The sequence below is a fragment of the Paenibacillus sp. WLX1005 genome, from assembly GCF_046603685.1.
In the GTDB taxonomy this organism is placed as follows: Bacteria; Bacillota; Bacilli; order Paenibacillales; family Paenibacillaceae; genus Saccharibacillus.
Genome location: NZ_CP176756.1, coordinates 3,573,476 through 3,594,763, shown reverse-complemented (window position 1 = coordinate 3,594,763; position 21,288 = coordinate 3,573,476). Strand labels below are relative to the sequence as shown.

Below are 21,288 nucleotides of genomic sequence, written 5' to 3'. Positions count from 1 at the left end.
AGTTGTTCACCAAATCACAGGTAAATGGCTCTCCAGCAAAAGGCGTGAACAAAGATGTTCACGCCTTTTTGATGAATGTGCTATAATACATAGCGTTATGTGTAATTTTCCCGAAATGGGCGCCAGATTGCGCTCATCTGACAGGCGATAAAGCCAAAGGAGTGAATGTATAGATGTTCAAATTAAACGAGATCAAAGAACTCATTCAACTGGTGGACGAGACGTCCGTACAGGAAGTTGAAATCGAAAATGAAGGCTCCCGCCTGGTCATCCGTAAACCGGGTAAAGCCGAAACGGTATTCGTACAGGCTCCGGCTGTACAAGCGGCAGCACCAGCGATTCAACCTGTTGCAGCACAACCAGCAGCAACTTCCGCAGCGACACCTGCTGCAACGCCAGCAGCACCTGAAGCCGATCCGACACTACATAAAATTGTGTCCCCTATGGTCGGAACCTTTTACCGTTCTCCATCTCCGGAATCGGGACCATTCGCAAGTGTAGGCGATAAAGTCAACACCAAATCCCCAGTCTGCATCATCGAAGCGATGAAGCTGATGAACGAACTGGAAGCGGAAGTGAACGGAACGATCGTCGAAGTGCTTGCCGAAAACGGACAGCTGGTTGAATACGGCCAACCTTTGTTCCTGGTGAAGCCGGAATAAGACCACGCATCCGCGTATAAGGCTGAAGGAGGAAAGGCAAATGAAATTTCAAAAAATTCTGATCGCGAACCGCGGCGAGATTGCGGTTCGTATTATTCGCGCCTGCCGTGAGCTAGGTATCTCCACGGTAGCCATATATTCCGAAGCAGATCGTGATTCGCTGCATGTTCGTCTTGCAGACGAAGCATACTGTGTCGGTCCAACACTGTCCAAAGACAGCTACCTGAATCTGACCAATCTGATGAGCATCGCAACGCTGACAGAATGTGACGCAGTGCATCCGGGTTACGGCTTTTTGGCGGAAAACGCTGATTTCGCTGAAATCTGTGAATCTTGCAACATTACGTTTATCGGGCCGTCTCCAGATGCGATCAATCGCATGGGTGACAAATCCGAAGCGAAGCGTACGATGCAAGAAGCGGGCGTACCCGTTATTCCGGGTTCTGAAGGGATCGTAGAAGATCTGAATGAAGCGGTGAAAATCGCTCGCGAGATCGGCTATCCAGTTATCATCAAGGCAACTGCTGGTGGTGGCGGGAAAGGGATTCGTCTTGCTGAGGATGAAGAATCACTCGTGAAGCAGATTACAAACGCACAGCAAGAAGCCGAGAAAGCGTTCGGTAACGGCGGTGTGTATCTGGAGAAATTCCTGACTGGTATGAAGCATGTCGAAGTACAGATTATTGCTGACCGTCATGGCAATGCCGTGCATCTGGGAGAGCGCGATTGTTCCGTACAGCGTCGTCGTCAGAAACTGGTAGAGGAAGCTCCTTGTCCGGTATTGTCTCCAGAACTGCGTGAGCGAATGGGTGCTGCGGCTGTCCGTGCAGCCAAAGCGGTGAATTACTCTGGTGCAGGTACATTGGAGTTTCTACTCGGTCCAGACGAACAATTTTACTTTATGGAAATGAACACCCGGATTCAGGTAGAGCATCCAGTGACCGAGATGGTAACAGGCGTCGATCTGATTCAGGAAATGATTCATGTGGCAGAAGGGCATCCATTGTCCTTTACACAAGAAGAAGTTGTCATCAACGGCTGGTCGATCGAGTGCCGTGTTAACGCGGAAGATCCAGATCGTAACTTTATGCCAAGCCCTGGTAAAATCGACTTTTACCTGCCGCCGGGTGGTCCGGGCGTACGTGTCGACAGCGGTGCATATCCCGGCTATACGATTTCTCCATATTACGATTCAATGATTGCCAAGCTGATTGTATGGGCGCCAACGCGTGCTGAAGCAATTGCCAAAATGAAACGCGCACTGGATGAATTCGCGATTGAAGGTATCTATACTACTATTCCGTTTCACCTGCGTCTGCTCAATCATGAGACGTTTGTACGCGGCGATTTTGACATCAAATTCCTCGAAGAAAACGAAGTGTAATCCCCGCTGGCTTGCGTTTGTCAAGCAACCGGGTACATGTTATATTTAGTTTACTTGGCAGGAGGTGTATAAATCATGAGTACATTCCCGACTGAATTTGAACGGACGGATATCGGCGAGATTCAGATTGCGCCGGAAGTGATTGAGGTCATCGCCGGTTTGGCGACGATTGAAGTAAACGGAGTGGCAGGCATGAGCGGCGGCTTTGCTGGCGGAATCGCCGAGCTATTGGGACGCAAAAATCTGTCCCGTGGTGTCAAAGTCGAAGTCGGTCAGCGCGAAGCAGCGGTTGACGTATCGGTCATCGTCCAGTACGGACATCGTTTGCCAGAAGTGGCTGCCGAGATTCAGCGCAATGTCAAACGCTCCATTGAAACGATGACGGGGCTGACCGTTGTTGAAGTCAACGTGCAGATTCACGATGTTCATCTGGAAACCGTGGAGAAGACGGAAGAGAGCGAATTCACCCACCGTGTAAAATAAAAGAAAGCGGCAGCGTCCATTATGGATATCACCTGCCGCCTTCTCTTCAACCCCGTATATGCACATTGTATATGCCAGAAGCGAGTCGGCTTTGTTTGACAGAGCCGCTCAATCATAAACCCCTGACGAGGCAGTCTGGGGTTTAGTATATTGTAAGGGGGCTGCACACTGTTGGCTAAAATTATCGATCGACTGCTCTTATTTATGTATAGCCTCAGCATTGGTATCCTGTCCGTACTCGTTATTCTGCTGCTTAGTGGTCAGGTGCCGATGGAACTGGATTACCGGAATGAGCAAAATGTGTATATCACGATCGTTGTGATTGCCGTCGTCCTGTTTCTGCTGAGCATTCGCTTTTTCTATGTGTCGATTCGGACGGAGCGCGGCAATCTGAATGCTGTGCATCAGCATACTGAGTTTGGCGATATTCAGATTTCACTGGAAACGATTGAGAATATGACGTTGAAAGTAGCCGAGCGTACGCGCGGTGTGCGGGATCTCAAAACCCGCGTCCGTGTAATCGAATCTGGTCTGGATATTACGATTCGTGCAGTCGTAGACGGAGAAACGCCGATTCCTAGTTTGACGGAAACTATGCAAAAAACGATTCATACCGAAATTGAGCAGATTACAGGTATTCCTGTCTCCAATGTTTCGGTGTATATCGCCAATATCGTTCATTCGCCTGCATTCAAGAGCAGAGTGCAGTAGAGGGAGGCTATCCTCATGATATGGAAACAGATCTGGGAGACGCACGGCGGACGTATTGTTGGCGTGCTGGCAGGTATTGGCTGCGGAGTTTTGTATGTAACGGTTGGTTTTTGGGATATGTTGTTCTTTGCATTGTTAGTGTTCATAGGTTACACCGTCGGTCGCAACCGGGATCTCCGGCTTGGCCCGTTCATTCCGTGGCAGCGCCTCGGCGAATGGCTGGGCGACCGCTGGCGTCCATTTCGATGAACCCTGTCATACATCATTTCCCGGATTGCACTGTTATTGGTAAAGCGTAAACCGGCAAATCATGTATGGTGGGGTTTTTCATTTGCAACTTTTCTTTGGTGCTGAGTGTTCTTTTTTTGAAAAAATGGAGTTTTACGCATACGCTGTGAGGTGGAGGTCATGCACTGCGGGAAAGGCGAATGCCAACGACCTCCGGTGGAGCGCAGGAATCTACGGAATAGGAGTGACTTGTAGATTCCCGCACTCCAAAGTCGGCTCTTATGGCATTTCGCCTTTCCCTCCGTTCCGTGCTGCTTGCGGACTGCTGGTTATGGATTGGTAGAATGATTCATTCGGTTGCTGATGAGACTTTTTTGTAAGAGCGTGTAGGAATGGCTTTGGCGCTTGGGAGAAGTTGCAAATGAAAGCTTTGGGTGGGTGTTAGAAGGAGAATGTAGAACTTGGAAGGTATTGAGGGAGCAGTTCTTTTTGTATGAGTGTACGTTTGATTCTCGTGCTTTAGCGCTTTGGTATGTTTTGAACTTCCTGAACTTCCTGAACTTTTTGAACTTCTATCGTTCTTTGTGGATATGTAGTTGAAGTTGATTAGGTTGAAGTGTGGTGGGCTTGAACTTTGAGTTTGTCTGCACTTCATTTTATAGTTGTATGAGTTGGAGTTTGGTTTGGGATATGGATGTTTTGAGTTGATTACACACAATTAAAGAGGCAATGGTCGTGGAATGGGATTGAAGGCAGTAGGGCGTGAGGTTATGGCGACCGGGTATTGTTGGAGGTCTTGGACTGCGGGTGGTTGCGGGAGGATATGAAGTAGATGGCGATTAAGAGAAGATTGGCGCGGGAGATTACGGTGCAAAGTTTGTATCAGATGGAAATGAATGAGGTGCAGGCGGAGGAAGCGGTAGAGATGCTGCTAGAGGAAGCGGCTGCGGATAATGAATCGGACGTTCAAGTACGCGATGAAGCAGAGCTAAGTGCGTATGTGCTGGGCGTTGTGAACGGCGCATGGAGTCAGCGTGAAGCGATTGACGGGCTGCTGGTCGATTATTTGAAGAATTGGCAAGTTAGCCGTCTGTCTCGTGTCGATCGTCAGATTTTGCGTCTGGCAGTGTATGAGATGGTCTTTACCGAAGATGTACCGGCGAAGGTTGCAGTCAATGAAGCGATTGAATTGTCCAAGCACTTTGGTACAGAGGAATCGGGCAAATTCGTAAATGGCGTACTTGGTAAAATGATTCAAGATCTCGACAAGCTCAAAGGCAAGCAGCAGTAAGCGAGAGTACGCACAGTATTTTATCTTATATTCTTGGTTTCACACGTCATATTCGGTTGTAACCAGACGTGAGTTATTGTTTATAGCTGATAGAGCAAGCTTGCTCTACGATTGTCCACAGCATGAGTGTTATTCCGCATCAGGTCATTGCAAAAGTTACGTGTATACACAGGATTACCGTGCATCATACCATTTTTCAATGTTAAAGGAGCGATTTATCATGGCAGCAACAATCATTAGCGGTACACAGATTTCGAAGGACATCCGTCAGGATATCCAGCAGGAAGTGGAGAAAATGAAAGCACAGGGTGCTCAACCCGGACTGGCAGTCGTGCTGGTTGGCGAAGACCCAGCTTCACAGGTTTATGTACGCAATAAAGAAAAAGCCTGCCATGATCTAGGCTACTATTCCGAAGTACACCGTCTGTCGGCAGAAACATCGCAGGAAGAACTGCTCGCACTGGTCGATAAGCTGAACAATCAGGACAATATTCACGGCATTCTCGTCCAGCTTCCATTGCCAAAGCATATTGAGGAAAAAGCAGTCATCGACGCGATTTCTCCAATCAAGGACGTAGACGGATTCCATCCAATCAACGTCGGTAATCTCGTGATCGGCGACGATAGTTTGCTGCCATGTACACCAGCTGGTGTGATTGAGATGATCAAACGTACTGGTATTGATCTGTCTGGCAAGCATGCAGTTGTAATCGGACGCAGCAATATTGTCGGCAAACCGGTATCTCTACTGTTACAACGTGAGAATGCTACCGTTACGATGTGTCATTCCCGTACAGCTAATATGAAGGAGCTAACGCAGCAAGCGGACGTGCTTGTTGTGGCAATCGGTCGTGCTAACTTTGTCGATGCCAGCTTTATCAAACCGGGTGCAGTTGTCATCGATGTAGGTATGAATCGCCTGGAAAACGGCAAACTGGCGGGCGATGTTGATTTTGAAAGTGCGAAGGAAGTATCCGGTCCAATCACTCCGGTTCCGGGCGGCGTTGGTCCAATGACAATCACCATGCTGATGCAAAATACGCTGGTGGCTGCAAGACGCGCGTATGGCCTGAACTGAGAAAGGCGGCTTACATGCAGCAACAGCAGCGCATATACTCCATCAAGGAGATCAATAAATATATCCGCATGAAAATGGAGTCTGACTCGCTGCTCTCCGAAGTCTGGCTGAGGGGTGAGATTTCCAATTTCACGCACCATTCGAGCGGGCATATGTATTTTACGCTAAAGGATGAAGGCAGTCGGATCAAAAGTATTATGTTTGCATCGTACAATCAGCGATTGCCGTTTATTCCAAAAGAAGGCGCACGCGTCATTGCACGTGGTTATATTTCGGTGTATGAACGAGATGGTCAGTATCAGTTTTATGCGACTCAGATGCAGCCGGATGGTATCGGCAGTCTATATCTGGCGTATGAACAGCTCAAGCAGAAGCTAGAGCATGAAGGACTATTCGATTCTTCGCGCAAACGGGATTTGCCGCAGTATCCGCGTACGATCGGCGTCGTTACATCACCGACTGGTGCAGCGGTCCGTGATATTGTTATTACTCTGCGTCGGCGGTATCCGGTCGTAAAGATCGTAGTGTATCCAGTGTTGGTACAGGGCAAGGGTGCAGCGCCATCTATCGTCAAAGCGATTCGCGATCTCAATTCACTCGGCGAAGCTGATGTGCTGATCGTCGGTCGCGGTGGTGGCTCGCTGGAAGAACTCTGGGCATTTAACGAGGAAATTGTCGCACGCGCAATCGTCGGCTCGAAGATTCCGGTTATCTCTGCTGTCGGTCACGAGACGGATTTTACGATTGCCGATTTTGCAGCTGATCTGCGGGCGGCAACACCGACGGCGGCTGCCGAGCTGGCAGTGCCAAGTATGAATGAATTAAAAGCCCAGATCGGACAATTACGTCGCCAGCTGCGTCAGGGATTGCTGCGTTTGTCCCAGCGTCAGCGTGATCGTTTGAATCGACTCAAGCGCTCACCGGCACTGCTTCATCCGCAGCGACAACTGGTACAGCATATGACTCGGCTTGATCTGATGGAGCGTCGTCTGACGTCCAGTTTACAGCGACGTGGACATATTCAGCGCGAACGTCTCGGTCGACTCAATCAACGTCTGGCACGTCATAATCCGCAGGATCAGTTAGTGTATGCGAAGCGGCGTACTGATTCTGCTCGTCGTCAGCTCGAGCTACGCATGCAGCAGATTCTGCGGCAAAAGCAACAGAAGCTGGGCTTTGGTCTCAAGCAGCTGGATGCGCTTAGTCCGCTTAAAGTTATGGCGCGCGGATATAGTCTCGTTTACGACGAGCCGGAACAGCAGCTGATCAAATCGGTCAATCAGGTAGCACCGGGCGATATGATCAAGGTGAATCTGGAAGATGGACAATTGCATTGTAATGTATTCACGATAGAGGAGGCGCACAACGATGGCGAAGGCGGCAAAGGAACAGGAGCTTAACTTTGAACAGGCGATGGATCGACTGGAAGAAATCGTATCCGAGTTGGAACATGGCGATGTCCCACTGGAAAAGGCGATTGATCTGTTTCAGCAAGGGATGAAGCTGTCGCAGGTTTGCGGCTCCAAATTGGAAGAAGTCGAACGCAAAATCGAAATGATCGTCGAGGAAGATGGCGAACTGCGCAAGAAGCCTTTTGATGCTGCGGAAAGCGGTGAAATCATTGAGTAGTCGTCCGGAGCTGACATCATATATCAACGATATTTCCGTATTTATGGAGCAGCAGTTGAAGCAGTTTCTGCCGGAAGATTGGCAAGTACCGGGTACGCTCAAGGAATCGATGTTGTATTCGCTCATGGCGGGCGGCAAGCGTCTGCGTCCTGTATTCGTCATCGCGGCAGCAGAAGCGCTAGGCGGAAGTCGGGAAGCGGCTGCTCCGGTAGCGAGTGCAGTGGAGATGGTACATACGTACTCGCTCATTCATGATGATCTGCCAGCGATGGACGATGACGATTATCGCCGCGGCAAGTTGACCAACCATAAAGTATACGGCGAAGCGATGGCGATTCTCGCAGGTGATGCCCTGCTGACTCACGCGTTTCATGCTGCTACTTGTTCCGTACAACACGGTGTAAGTGCTGAAGCTGCACTGCATATTGTGCGCGATCTGGCAGAATACGCAGGTCCGCGCGGTATGGTCGGTGGACAGGTTGCCGATATGGAAGGCGAGCAAGGCATGACAGAACTCGCACAGCTGCAATATATTCATTTGCACAAAACAGCTGACCTATTCATGTTTTCCCTGACTGCTGGCGCGCGAACTGCTGGTGCAACCGACGAACAACTGGAAGCGCTGCGCCGCTTTGGCTCCGATATTGGTCTTGCATTCCAGATTCAGGATGATATTCTCGATGTGATTGGCGACGAAGCCAAGCTTGGTAAAAAAACGCAGAGCGATAGCAAGCTGCAAAAGGTAACGTATCCGTATTTCATCGGTTTGGAAGCTTCGCAACAAGAAGTCGCCAGACTGACTGCAAGTGCCAAAGATGCGTTACAACAAGCCAATCTTACAGACTCCAGTCGTCTGGAGGAAATCGCCGATTATCTGGTGCAACGCGATCATTAATGGTTACGTATAGCCAATAAGGTTTCTCCAATATACAACAGGCAAGACACCCGATAACCGGTACTAGACCGTGTTTGATGCTATACATCATGCTTTCCCTGATCTGCATATGGAACCCCGTTATGTACAGACTATATCAGCACACAGCATATACATGATGCTGCTCTGTTAAACGATGATCAAGAACAGTGTCAGATTTCGTAAAATGTTGCGCTTGTGGTATAGTGGAAAGTAATTATAAAACGTATAAAACAGATCAATGGCATGGAACCTGCATGCAAACAACATTGGAGTGCCGTTACGATACTCACAGGAAAGCGGGGAAATGGTGTGCTGCTTCCACAGATTCATCAACCAAATGACCTAAAACATTTAACAACAGAACAGTTGACCGAGCTGGCGGTGGAGATCCGTCAGTTTCTGGTTGAAAAATTGTCGGTAACCGGAGGGCATCTAGCTTCCAATCTGGGCGTCGTGGAACTAACACTGGCGCTGCACTATCTATATGATAGCCCGAAAGACAAATTCATTTTTGACGTTGGACATCAGGCGTATGTGCACAAAGTACTGACCGGACGTATGGATCGTTTTGATACGCTGCGCAAGTACAAAGGATTGTGTGGCTTTGTTAAACGCAACGAGAGCGAACATGACGTATGGGAAGCCGGACATAGCAGTACATCGCTGTCGGCGGCGATGGGCATGGCGCTCGCACGCGATTTTAAAAAGGAAGACAACAAAGTCGTAGCTGTGATCGGCGATGGCGCTCTGACTGGTGGAATGGCGTTTGAAGCGCTGAACCATATCGGTCATGAGCAGCGCAAGCTGACTGTCGTGCTCAACGATAACGAGATGTCGATTGCTCCAAACGTGGGCGCGATGCACAAATATCTCGGCAAAATCCGTTCCGACAAAGGCTATCTTCGTGCCAAAGACGAAGTGGAACAATTAATCAAGAAAATTCCAGCGATTGGCGGCAAAATTGCCAAAACAGCGGAAAAGCTAAAAGATTCACTTAAATACGCGATGGTGTCCGGCGTATTGTTCGAAGAACTGGGTTTTACGTATTTTGGCCCAGTAGATGGGCATGATCTGCCGAAACTGCTGGAAACGTTCCGTCAAGCGGACAACGTAGATGGCCCGGTACTCATTCACATCGTAACGATCAAAGGTAAAGGCTATTTGCCAGCTGAAGCCGATTCGTACAAATGGCATGGCATTACGCCATACAAAATCGAATCCGGTCAGGTCGTCAAAGCTGCTGGTCATCCGATGTATACCGAAGTATTTGGTCAGACGCTGATCGAGCTAGCAGAGCAGGACGAGCGTATCGTCGCAGTTACTCCGGCAATGCCGGGCGGCTCGGGCTTGTTCCCATTTGCGGCTCGTTTCCCGGATCGTATGATTGATGTCGGTATTGCTGAACAGCATGCGGCAACAATGTGCGCAGCGCTTGCAATGGAAGGTATGAAGCCGGTCTATGCAGTATATTCGACCTTTATGCAGCGTGCGTATGATCAGATTGTGCATGATATTTGTCGTCATAATGCGAATGTAATGTTTGCGATTGACCGTGCTGGGTTTGTCGGTGCGGATGGTGAGACGCATCAAGGTGTGTACGATATCGCCTTTATGCGCCATATTCCAAATATGGTCATTATGATGCCGAAGGATGAAAATGAACTGCGCCATATGATGAAGACGGCACTGGAATACAATGATGGTCCAATCGCTTATCGTTATCCACGGATTAATGGTCTTGGCGTACCGCTGGATCAACAGCTGATGCCGATTCCAATCGGTCAATGGGAAAAAGTGCGCGAAGGCGAGAATTATGCCATTATCGCATCTGGTCCGATGGTACAAATGGGTCTTGAAGTAGCCGAAGAACTCAAACGCGACGGTATGAATGTAGCAGTTGTTAATGCACGTTTCATGAAGCCGCTTGATGAAGAGATGTTACTGGAACTGGCTAATAGCGGCACACGCATGTTGGTCGTTGAGGAAGTATCACAGGCAGGCAGCATGGGTAGTGCGGTGCTGGAATTCTACGCAGCACGCGGCTTGCACGATACAACGGTCGGTCTGATGGGAATTCCAGACGAATTTATCGAACATGGCAGCATCAAGGATCAACAGCGCGAAGCTGGGCTGACTCCAGAACATATCGCTGCTTCGTTAAAAGCACTTGCACCGGGAAAAACTTGGACTTTCCAGAAAAACTCGGTCTGATGCAGAGTGCAAGCACCACCGATCATACATTAGCGCGCTATAAATACGCATCATGAATGGCGGTAATTAGTAAGAAACTGATTACGACAAACAAAGTCGTTATATAGCGGTAGATCGAAGCGGAAGGATTTCCTTTCCGCTTCGTTTGCTGTTTCATGTATACTTTGAATATGAATAAAAATACGGTAAGCCGTACAGGAGCTAAAACGCATGGCAAGTGACAAAGAACGTCTCGACGTCCTGCTCGTCGAACAGGGATATTATGAAAGCAGGGAAAAAGCAAAAGCAGCCGTTATGGCAGGGCTTGTGTATGGTGGAACAGAACGTCTGGAAAAGCCGGGCATGAAAATTCCTCGTGATACTGCGCTCAATGTCAAAGGAGCCGTACATCCATATGTAAGCCGCGGCGGATTAAAGCTAGAAAAGGCGATCAGTCATTTTGGTATTGATATGCAGGGACGTACGATGTTGGACATCGGTTCGTCTACCGGAGGTTTTACCGATTGTGCAATACAGCATGGTGCGGAATATGTATATGCCATTGATGTAGGGTACAATCAGCTGGATTGGTCGCTACGTAATCATCCGCAGGTACATGTGATGGAGCGGACCAATTTCCGTTATATGACGCCGGAACAATTGGAAGGACCTGTGCCCAATTTTGCCAGTATTGATGTTTCGTTTATTTCGTTACGTTTGATGTTACCACCACTCAAGGAATTACTGGCACGTCCTGCTGATGTGGCAGCGCTGATCAAGCCGCAGTTTGAAGCTGGACGTGAGAAAGTCGGTAAAACTGGCGTTGTACGCGATCCCAAAGTGCATCAGGAAGTACTGGAAACCGTTCTGGGCTTCGCGCAGGAACTTGGTTATGAATTGCATGGATTAACCTTCTCACCGATCACCGGTGGTGAAGGGAATATTGAGTTTCTGGCGCACTGGCATCTGCCATCGACAGACGAGTATGCAGAGGATGAACAGCGGCAATCACAACCAATATTGACCGATATCAAGACATTAGCTGTACAAACCGCCGCAGAAGCATCCCATCGTTTTCGTGGGGGAGCAAGCGAAAGAGTAAAATAGAATCATTCACCAAGACCCGTACAAGGGCACCCATGCCGGTACGGGTCTTTTGCATTCCCATGTGCACTCAGCCCGCGCCACTACGCAATATATACAAAAGTTGACAAATTTAATGATCCAAATTCAAATTTGGCTATTGATTTACGAACAGATATTCCTATATAATGAGAACGAACGTTCCGCCCTGAAGTTATCACATGAGGGGTTTGGACCTTTCCGTTCTGAATGTTACAATAGGGTAATGTGCGAGCTAAATTTGCGATCAAGTTATGATGAACAGGATTTTCCAATTTGATAGATCAAAAAGGAATATACCTGCATCAGGACGAATAAATACAGAATCCGGTATTGATTCAAACCGGTATTCTCACTCATTCATCATAACGGTCATTTGCATAATAACTATAGAGCATACTACCAACGGAGGTCTTTATGAAGGGACAGCGACATATTAAGATTCGAGAAATTATTACACATCAGGATATTGAAACCCAGGATGATCTGGTTGAAGCATTGCGTCAGGCAGGCTTTCAGGTAACTCAAGCAACCGTATCCCGTGACATCAAAGAATTGTTATTGATCAAGATTCCGACAGACGATGGACGATATAAATATTCTTTACCAACCGATCAACGCTATAACCCGGTGCAAAAGCTAAAACGTGCGCTAGTGGATAATTTTCTGCAAATTGACTACACAAACAATCTGGTTGTAATGAAATGCCTTCCCGGTACGGCAAACTCGATTGCCTCGCTAGTGGACAGCATGGAATGGTCGCAGATCATGGGAACCATTTCTGGTGATGACACGATGCTAATTATCTGTCGTACACCTGAAGACAGCCAGAAAGTAATCGAACAGATTATGGGCTTTATCTCTTAACAGAAGATAAGACCGTAAGATGTCGATGTTTTCAATTATTGCCTGTATACGTATGCTGGCTTGCAGATATCCGACTCCACGGGGCATAGCGATTGATCGTCAGTTCCTATGACGAGAAGGAGTGATCTGCATGCTGGTCATGCTGAGCATTAAAAACCTGGCTGTTATTGAAGAAATCGACGTTTACTTTCATAAAGGATTCCATGTGCTAAGCGGTGAAACCGGAGCCGGGAAATCGATCATCATTGATGCGCTCGGTCTTATTGCAGGTGGCAGAAGCTCAGCGGAGATCGTTCGCTATGGCTGCGACAAATCAGAGATGGAAGCGCTATTTGAATTGCGCTCTACCCATCCTGTTTGGTCCACGTTATCGCGCCTCGGTATTCAAGGCACGGCGGAAGAACATCTGGTTATTCGTCGTGAAGTGACCAGCAGCGGCAAAAGTACAGCTCGTATCAATGGGCAGCTCGTTAATCTATCCATGCTACGTGAAGTAGGCGAGCAGCTCGTCAACATTCACGGACAGCATGAGCACCAATCGCTTATGAAACCAGAACGTCATCTTGGTCTGCTGGATACATTTGGCGATGTGAAGATCGCTCCGGTCAAACTCAAATATAATGAGCAATATAGCGCCTATATTAAGGTCGAACGTGAACTGCGCGAATTGCAAGAAAATAGCCAGAAAGCATATCAAATGATGGATTTGTATCGTTTTCAGCTGGAAGAAATCGCAGCAGCTGACCTCAAACCAGGTGAAGACGAGTTATTGGAAGAAGAACGCTTGCGTCTGGCACATAGCGAGAAAATGATGGAAGCGGTAGCTGGCGGATATCATACTCTCAATGGTGACAGCACAATGGGTGCAATCAGTGTGGCGCTCTCACGCCTAAGCGATGTGGCACGTTATGATTCCAAAAATCTGGATCCAGTAGTTGAGCAGTTACAGTCTGCTTATTATCAGCTGGAAGATGTCGTATACCAGATGCGTGGATATCAGGAAAATATCGAGTTCAATCCTTCACGACTGCAAGAAGTAGAATCCCGTCTGAATCTGTTGATCGGCTTACGGCGTAAATATGGCGAAAACGTTGAACAAATTCTGGAGTACTACGAAAAGATCAAACGTGAAACCGATCTGCTCGAAAACAAAGATGAGCATTTGCTCAAACTGGGTGCCAAACGTGATAAATTGCGTATTCAACTGCTCGAAACCGGTAGCAAGCTGAGTAAGCTGCGTCGTGAAGCAGCGGATGAATTGGCAAAACAAGTAGAAGCGGAATTAAAAGATCTGCAAATGCAGCGTACGTCACTGGGTGTGAAGATGGATTATATGGATGATCCTAACGGTGTTGAATGCAACGGTCGCCATATTCGCATTACACGTCAAGGTCTGGACAACGTCGAGTTCCTAATCTCTGCCAATCCGGGTGAGCCGCTTCGTCCTATGGGCAAAATCGCTTCCGGTGGTGAGCTGTCGCGTATTATGCTAGCACTGAAAAGTATCTTTGCCCGCCATGAACAGGTTCCTGTACTCGTATTTGACGAGGTGGATACTGGTGTAAGCGGTCGTGCGGCGCAGTCGATTGCCGAGAAGTTGTTCAAACTATCGTCCGAATGCCAAGTATTCTCCATTACTCACTTGCCGCAAGTTGCTTGCATGGCAGATCATCAGTATTTGATCGAAAAACAGATCATTGCCGATCGTACAGCAACACGTGTCGTATCGCTGCATGAAGATGGACGTGTGGATGAGTTGGCTCGTATGCTGGGCGGAGTTGAGATTACAGAGAAAACGAATCACCATGCGCTTGAGATGCTCAAGCTGGCTGAAGCACGCAAAGATGGCGCTATCTATGCAGTTCACTGAATATCTACCGCTGTATTGAACAATTTTATACTAAAGTACAGATCAAGCGGTGCGGGAAGCCTGCCTTTCAAGGTAGGCTTCCTTTTTCATTATTCTTTTTGATCATTATATAATGACTCGGAATCATGCCTTGTTCCGAACACTCGAAACGGTGATGTAAAGCATACATCGTATTTCGTCTTAGATGATACATTGTATAGAAGAATTGGGAAATTTATGCGTTTTCTATTTTCGACAGAAGGTATTACATCAGAAATGTCGAATTACATATAATATGAGGATATGAGCGCTTTATTTCAAATTTTTCGTTCCTTTTCGTTCGATTTTGGCGAATGATAGGTATGAGAATTATTCATACAGTAGCGAAGCATATACCGATCGCAGAGGAGGAAATACCTTGTCCAATATTCAAGTTTTACTAGCTGATGATAACCGCGAATTTACGAATATGTTGGCTGATTATATTTCCAGTCAAGAAGATATGGAAGTAGCCGGTATTGCATTTAACGGCGAAGAAGTGCTGAAGACGATTGAGAATCTACCCGTGTTACCGGACGTACTGATTCTCGATATTATTATGCCGCATCTCGATGGTCTGGGTGTACTGGAACGCTTACGTGATCTGAATCTGAATCCTTCACCAAAGATCATTATGCTAACAGCTTTTGGTCAGGAAAATATTACACAGCGCGCAGTACAGCTTGGCGCTTCGTATTACATTTTGAAGCCATTCGATATGGAAGTACTCGTAAGTCGTGTGCGCCAGCTGGTTGGCCAACCTGTAACCGTGAGCAATAATGTTGGATCAAGCAATATGAGTCTGAATTCCAATAAGTCTGCTGCTATTCAGTCCAAAGGACGCAATCTGGACGCTAGCATTACAGCAATCATTCATGAGATTGGCGTACCCGCTCATATTAAAGGCTACCAATATCTGCGCGAAGCGATCACCATGGTGTATAACAACATTGAGATCCTTGGCTCTATTACGAAAACACTGTATCCCGCTATTGCTGAGAAATTCAAAACAACACCATCCCGCGTAGAACGTGCCATTCGTCATGCTATCGAAGTTGCTTGGACCCGCGGCAATATTGACAGCATCAGCCATCTATTCGGCTATACGATCAATATCAGCAAATCCAAACCAACTAATAGCGAATTCATTGCCATGGTGGCAGACAAATTGCGCATTGAGCACAAAGTTCCGAACTGATTCGGATGTTTGCGATGTCTACTTCAATAAGATGGATGTAGAAAATAATACGAGACAACAAAGGTTCAGCTGAGTACAATTGAACTGCAAACTGCAAAACTCATACTGTATAGATCAATCGACTGAAACCGTCAGTTATAGCTACTGACGGTTTTTGTTATTTCAAAAATCAGTATAATGAGGTAAAATCAATTGTCCGATGTTTGAATAGCAATGGATCACAAACACTGAACATTCGTGTATAGAATGTATCTAAAATGTAGACTACAACATACAGGAGGCTAGCCTTTGAATCGAAGTATGATATGGAAGCTATTGCTGTTATTATCATTGACTATATCAATGATGCCTTTTACAGCGACTACATATGCTTCAACTGACCGAGCATCGCAAGATCAATCTTCTCCATCATCAAGTAATACTCAGCAAAACACGCAGCAGCAAGAAGAACGTACACTTATCTACGAAGGTGATTCCAAAAGCAATACAGAGAATAATTCTTTTACATATCATGTGCAAGTAGCGCCAGCGACTGTGCAGCTCGATACTATCGCTTCATTCCAACTGACTCAAGATCTGGAATATATGAATGGTCAAGATGCGGCTGCTTTTACGAAGTTTCTGGATACTGGTGATCTGCTCAATGGTTCTATGCTGGGGATGATTAATATTCCTAAAACGGATGCCTGGATTATTTTGCAGTATGTCGAATCCGGGCATATTCTAGATACGGATTATAAGCAGATTGATTCTCAAGAGCTGCTATCCACGTATTGTCGTGATATAGAAGAACAAAATAAAAAAGCGGCTGCGGACAAACAGCTACAAGTTGTTGGTTGGGGGCAAGTCCCCAAATATGATCGTCCAACCCGTACATTGTCCTGGGACCTCATGATGGTCAGTGATCCATCAGATGAAGTATTTAATTACAATGCACGTATACTTACACGTACTGGTTATATCAGTGTTTTAATGATTACGACTCGCGATCATTATGCCTACGATACGGGCATATTAAACCAATCTATTTTACCTCATATACGCATTCAGTCCGGCTCAACCTATGACAGCTACATCGCTAATCAAGATCATGTATCCAAAATGACATTGCAAGGCTTGATTGCGAGTGGAGCAGGAATTGGAGCTGCACATAAATACAGCTTTTATTTCTTTGTCAAAAAGTTATGGTACATCGTCGCACTCATCGCCGTAGGCATCTATCTATATAAGCGTAACCGCGCTAAACGTGATCTTGAACATGAATTGATGATTGAAGAGATCCAATCTCGAGATTATCAGCAAAATGAGCTTCCCATTCGGCGTCCAAAACCTGCTCAGCCTATGGCACCGCTGGTACAAGAAAAACCGTCGGGATCGGACAAAAAAGATTGATAGAACACAGTTAAGACACTGTAATAAAGCTATAATGATCCATAACATTATTGAATGTTAATTTAAAAATAAGGAGAATGACAATGAATATGGGGAAAAGAATCTTCTTTTTAATCATAATTTTTGTACTGGGTTTTCCAGTATATGAGAATAAGACTTGGGCAAATCAGACATCTGTAACTGCTATGAAAGCAACTGAAGGATTGATTACATATCAAAAACAATATAAAGGACAACCTTATATAGAGTTAGAAGGCAATAGTAACGCTATCAAATCGATCAATAAAACATTAAAGTTGCATGCAGTTCGTGCGGCTGCTTCTAATAAATATAATGTTAATGAATATCCTTATGGTACATATGAGACCTCAGTTAAGGTGCTTTATGTAACAGGAGATTTAATATCTATTGTTCATGAAGATTATTCGTATAGTGGCGGTGTGCATGGTTTATCTGCAACGATTAGTTACAATTTTAATTATAAAACAGCACAACAATTTAATTTTTTTAATGTCGTTAATCCAAATAAACAATTGTCTTCTGTACGCTCTTATATATCGGAACGTCTGAAAGCAAGATATAATGCCGGTGAAAATCTGTTTGAGGATGCGGCTGAGACATTTGAATTAACTAAAGATACCTCATTCTATTTTTACAAAGATGGAATTGTAATTGTATTTGATCCATATATGGTCGGTCCTTATGCAGAGGGTGCTATAAAAGTACAAGTTCCATACAGCGTTTTTAAAAGCAAATAATTTGATTGACAAAAATAATCACGTATATGCTGAAACGATTCGTTTCTTAACAGCAAAAGTGAATCGAACTTCCAGATCATACTTATATTCAGTACACACATTTTATAGTTTCGGATGAAATCAACATTATATAGGAGAAGTGCGATTACTTTATCTATAAATATATAGTGATTGCTAGCTATAAACCCGATTTTGTATATAGCTGATTCGCTTGTGCTTCACTAAACGTATATAATAAATATATCTGTACACAGACTAGACAGGGACGGAGGGATAGATATGGAAAAGACGAATGCGTGGGTGCTCGTGCTAGGTACATATGCAGTGGGCGTACTGCTGTTTTTCGGAACTTGGAAACTGAGTGATATTTTATTCTTCCAATGAGCAATTGGATGCAATGAAGCGGGTCTATCTATGTAATGACTAAATCTCTCATATATTGCAGCGAGTCTAGTAGACGATTCCATACAGCGCGCATATTGGAATATATGATAGGTGTTCAAATGCATGATAGAAGCTGTGGTGCACGATAGGAGTTGTGATATAACATAATGTTTTTGCATGATAGACTTTCGCATACGTGATGTATAATTCTATCTATCTATCAGCCACCGCCGCATACAAAAAGTCGTTTCTTCTCCTTGCCTGATCTGAAGCTAATCAGCAGAGCAAGTTGGGAAACGACTTTTTGTATATATTTTGTGGCAGTCAATTACTACACGATAGAAAGTAGAAGATAGAAGGTAGAAAGTGGAAGATAAAAGATAGAAGAGTAGAAGACAAAAAGCAAAAAGTGAAATTATACTATTCTCTACACATCCGCAGAATTATATGATTTCCTACATCTCTACCCATATCTTCTGTTCGTTCATGATCTTTTATTCGTTTATAATCGTCCATTCGTTCATTTATTCATTTGCTTGATGCCCAATATTATGTGCTTGCATCAATGTGTCCATTCTTTTCGATACGCTAATGGCGTACAATCGACTCGTGCTTTGAACAGATTGATAAAATGCGACACATTATAAATGCCGACTTCGCTTGCGATCTGCTGAATGCTTTTGTCGGAATACCGAAGCATGTTTTTGGCAGCATTGATGCGGATATTGATCAGGTACTCAATCGGGGGCAATCCAATATGCTGCTTGAAATCACGACTCAGTTGAAACTTATTGGTAGCATATTTTTTTGCTAGATCGTCCAATGTGATCGGTTCGGTATAATGCTTTTCCAGATAAGATTGCAAATCTAGAATCGGTGCAGGGATGCCATTATGCTTTTCGCCTGCATAAATAGAAGTAAGCAAAATCTCAGTCAACAACTGCACGATCAGCTGTGAGCTAATCAGCTCGGTTTTGTTATTACGGGGTGTCTGTACATTCAACAATCGATTCATGAGCTCTGGTATAGCTGAATGCTCAGCAGGATGACATACCGGCAATTGACGCTGGCTAAATGGCCCATAATAACCATCCATCGCTACACCACGCACATGCAGCCACAGAAACTCCCATTCTTCATTGGGCAGTGTCTCATAACGATGCGGCTCGCTACATTGAATAAAGAACAGGTCGCCTGTCGTCAGCGTGTACTGCTGACCATGATAACGTAATTTGCCACGTCCAGATAATGTATACAAAATGAGATAGGAATGTAGATGCTCGCGATCAGTAGCAAACGGCGCGGACGTCTTCAAATGCCCGATTTCCTGAACGTAAAAGTAGTAGGCCTGTGCAGTAGAAGACGGCGTGAGTATAAGGCGAGTTGAATCTTCTGTCCATGCATGTGATGCTTTTTCCCAGTAACTCATCATAATGATCTTCCTCCTGCATAGGTAGCATGCGGAATACCGAAGTCAGCTAGACTCCTTATTCCAATACAACAGTAATTGAATCAGTTACCCGTTAAAAGCATAACTAAATTGTAAGCGTTATCTTTAAATTTATCAATTCATTCATGTACACTTCATCTGTTGTTTTTTATTTTTTTTGTAAATGTATTTGAAAAAGGAAGTAAGCAAGAAGGATGAAAAGAGGAAAACGATAATGAAATGAGAGGTGTGAAGGGACAATTATGAAATCCATATTAATAGGAAGAAACAGGATTAAACAACTGTTTTACCAGATATGCAATATGAATAACAGGATGATGTAATTGCAGTTTTGATGCCGAAACAAATAAATAGAATACCAAGTCACTTCGCGGTATAGCATAGACAGTACAGGTGGTGTATCGTTTCGGCAAAGTGGGATCGCTTTTTGAAATGTATTCAGGGGATGTAATCATATGGAAATGGATTTAGATTTGGAAAATGGAACCGGTCCCTATCTATTCCATCCATATGATCCGTAAAAAGACAAAATAAAAAGGCCACCCGCAGGTGACCTTTCTAACCCAGATGGCGCTATTTTGAAACTGACCGCATCCCGCGCCGACCGGAAATTCTGGTTCTTACACCAGAACCTCGGTTTGGGTAAAGGACGCGTTCAACATGTGATTATTGATGTTGACGCACCTCCTTTCTGTATGGGGATAGTTTAGCATAGGTTTACATAAACATCTAGTGCTATTTACAATAAAAAGAAAAAATTTAATCTCGATGTTAGTACTCCGTTGAAACATGAACATCTGTAGGCAATGAGACCTGAACTTTCGGGAAATTTGCATAAACGCACAAATAACAGGTGAAATTTTATCGATTTCATGTATAATCCCTATTAAATACAGTACAATAATAACATGTATTATCTGGTAAAAATGAAGAAAATAGGGTGGTTGTGAGGGTTGTGCATTGATAGATTGGACGACCTTGCATATTCAGTGTACAATAGCATGTCTGTACGTAAAAGTTTAACCGCATTAATTTTGAGGATATAGCCATGAAACTACAAATTGAATTGATTCCCTTACCTACGATGAATGTGAATGTGCGTAGCCGTCTTACTCCATACCGGTGGAAGAAGCTCAGTCAGGCAATTCAGCGACGTGACGGATATGCCTGTGTCATCTGCGGACGCAAGAAAGGACATGACATACATAAACTGCACTGTCATGAAATGTGGGCATTTGATGAGCAACACGAGATTCAGCATCTGACCGGCTTTCAATCCCTGTGCTTCCAGTGTCATATGATCAAGCATATCGGTTTTGCAGATCTGAATGGCTGGATTGAAAAGTATCATCTGGTGGATCATTTTTGCAGGGTGAATGAGGTAGAGAAGAAACAATTTGCGCTCCATTTGCACGATGCTGTACAGCTCTGGCTTCGCCGCAATGAGATAAACTGGACAGTGGATACAGGCGACCTTATATAATTAAGCATCATAACCTAACCGTAAATAAACAGCATGTGAATCATGATTGATTTTTATAAAAATGAACAAAGCTGATGAGACGTTGGAGATGGGATTACGCACTTGATGAATATACGTTCCCATTGACCTTCCATGCCAGACTGCCAAATATCCTGAATACAATCAAAGCTGATT

Annotated in this window: 19 protein-coding genes; 18 read left to right on the top strand and 1 reads right to left on the bottom strand. The window is 45.2% G+C overall.

Going from position 1 to position 21,288, the window contains the following annotated elements; all coding sequences use genetic code 11:
* The first annotated feature begins 173 nt into the window (after positions 1-173).
* The 17 genes from accB (at position 174) to ACE3MZ_RS15275 (ending at position 17,797) form a co-directional block, all read left to right on the top strand.
* A complete protein-coding gene (gene accB, locus ACE3MZ_RS15355; RefSeq protein WP_411343022.1) occupies positions 174-662 on the top strand; it encodes an acetyl-CoA carboxylase biotin carboxyl carrier protein in 489 nt (162 codons plus the stop codon).
* 40 nt (positions 663-702) lie between these two features.
* Positions 703-2,046: an acetyl-CoA carboxylase biotin carboxylase subunit gene (accC, locus tag ACE3MZ_RS15350; RefSeq protein WP_411343021.1), complete on the top strand. Its 1,344-nt coding sequence runs from the start codon at positions 703-705 to the stop codon at positions 2,044-2,046.
* Between the two features lie 75 nt (positions 2,047-2,121).
* Positions 2,122-2,529: an Asp23/Gls24 family envelope stress response protein gene (locus tag ACE3MZ_RS15345; RefSeq protein ID WP_411343020.1), complete on the top strand. Its 408-nt coding sequence runs from the start codon at positions 2,122-2,124 to the stop codon at positions 2,527-2,529.
* A gap of 171 nt (positions 2,530-2,700) precedes the next feature.
* Positions 2,701-3,240 carry an alkaline shock response membrane anchor protein AmaP gene (gene amaP, locus ACE3MZ_RS15340; RefSeq protein WP_411343019.1) on the top strand — a complete coding sequence of 180 codons (540 nt, stop codon included), beginning with the start codon at positions 2,701-2,703 and terminating at the stop codon, positions 3,238-3,240.
* Positions 3,241-3,255: 15 nt separating this feature from the next.
* Complete coding sequence (locus ACE3MZ_RS15335) at positions 3,256-3,489, top strand: DUF2273 domain-containing protein (protein ID WP_411343018.1); 234 nt, start codon at positions 3,256-3,258, stop codon at positions 3,487-3,489.
* 817 nt (positions 3,490-4,306) lie between these two features.
* Positions 4,307-4,759, top strand: a complete 453-nt coding sequence (gene nusB / locus ACE3MZ_RS15330) for a transcription antitermination factor NusB (RefSeq protein WP_411346810.1) — start codon at positions 4,307-4,309, stop codon at positions 4,757-4,759.
* A 220-nt stretch (positions 4,760-4,979) separates the two neighbouring features.
* Positions 4,980-5,837 carry a bifunctional methylenetetrahydrofolate dehydrogenase/methenyltetrahydrofolate cyclohydrolase FolD gene (gene folD / locus ACE3MZ_RS15325; protein ID WP_411343017.1) on the top strand — a complete coding sequence of 286 codons (858 nt, stop codon included), beginning with the start codon at positions 4,980-4,982 and terminating at the stop codon, positions 5,835-5,837.
* A 14-nt stretch (positions 5,838-5,851) separates the two neighbouring features.
* Positions 5,852-7,237 (top strand): exodeoxyribonuclease VII large subunit, encoded by a 1,386-nt coding sequence (xseA, locus tag ACE3MZ_RS15320; RefSeq protein WP_411343016.1) that lies wholly within the window; start codon positions 5,852-5,854, stop codon positions 7,235-7,237.
* Entirely contained in the window at positions 7,206-7,466 is a 261-nt protein-coding gene (gene xseB, locus ACE3MZ_RS15315) for an exodeoxyribonuclease VII small subunit (protein ID WP_411343015.1), read from the top strand. Before xseA ends, xseB begins: the two co-directional genes overlap by 32 nt.
* A gap of 43 nt (positions 7,467-7,509) precedes the next feature.
* Complete coding sequence (locus tag ACE3MZ_RS15310) at positions 7,510-8,361, top strand: polyprenyl synthetase family protein (protein ID WP_411346809.1); 852 nt, start codon at positions 7,510-7,512, stop codon at positions 8,359-8,361.
* 330 nt (positions 8,362-8,691) lie between these two features.
* Positions 8,692-10,593 (top strand): 1-deoxy-D-xylulose-5-phosphate synthase, encoded by a 1,902-nt coding sequence (dxs, locus tag ACE3MZ_RS15305; protein ID WP_411343014.1) that lies wholly within the window; start codon positions 8,692-8,694, stop codon positions 10,591-10,593.
* Between the two features lie 210 nt (positions 10,594-10,803).
* A complete protein-coding gene (locus ACE3MZ_RS15300; protein WP_411343013.1) occupies positions 10,804-11,679 on the top strand; it encodes a TlyA family RNA methyltransferase in 876 nt (291 codons plus the stop codon).
* A gap of 432 nt (positions 11,680-12,111) precedes the next feature.
* A complete protein-coding gene (gene ahrC / locus ACE3MZ_RS15295; protein WP_411343012.1) occupies positions 12,112-12,561 on the top strand; it encodes a transcriptional regulator AhrC/ArgR in 450 nt (149 codons plus the stop codon).
* A 130-nt stretch (positions 12,562-12,691) separates the two neighbouring features.
* Positions 12,692-14,431 carry a DNA repair protein RecN gene (gene recN, locus ACE3MZ_RS15290; RefSeq protein WP_411343011.1) on the top strand — a complete coding sequence of 580 codons (1,740 nt, stop codon included), beginning with the start codon at positions 12,692-12,694 and terminating at the stop codon, positions 14,429-14,431.
* Positions 14,432-14,828: 397 nt separating this feature from the next.
* On the top strand, positions 14,829-15,647 hold the full coding sequence (gene spo0A / locus ACE3MZ_RS15285; protein WP_411343010.1) for a sporulation transcription factor Spo0A: 819 nt from the start codon (positions 14,829-14,831) through the stop codon (positions 15,645-15,647).
* Positions 15,648-15,935: 288 nt separating this feature from the next.
* Positions 15,936-17,039 carry a DUF2167 domain-containing protein gene (locus ACE3MZ_RS15280; protein ID WP_411343009.1) on the top strand — a complete coding sequence of 368 codons (1,104 nt, stop codon included), beginning with the start codon at positions 15,936-15,938 and terminating at the stop codon, positions 17,037-17,039.
* Positions 17,040-17,122: 83 nt separating this feature from the next.
* Positions 17,123-17,797 carry a DUF3298 domain-containing protein gene (locus ACE3MZ_RS15275; RefSeq protein ID WP_411343008.1) on the top strand — a complete coding sequence of 225 codons (675 nt, stop codon included), beginning with the start codon at positions 17,123-17,125 and terminating at the stop codon, positions 17,795-17,797.
* A 946-nt stretch (positions 17,798-18,743) separates the two neighbouring features.
* Here ACE3MZ_RS15275 and ACE3MZ_RS15270 read toward each other — a convergent pair.
* Positions 18,744-19,613: a helix-turn-helix domain-containing protein gene (locus ACE3MZ_RS15270; protein WP_411343007.1), complete on the bottom strand. Its 870-nt coding sequence runs from the start codon at positions 19,611-19,613 to the stop codon at positions 18,744-18,746.
* 1,066 nt (positions 19,614-20,679) lie between these two features.
* Here ACE3MZ_RS15270 and ACE3MZ_RS15265 point away from each other — a divergent pair.
* Entirely contained in the window at positions 20,680-21,114 is a 435-nt protein-coding gene (locus ACE3MZ_RS15265) for a hypothetical protein (protein ID WP_411343006.1), read from the top strand.
* Positions 21,115-21,288: the final 174 nt, after the last annotated feature.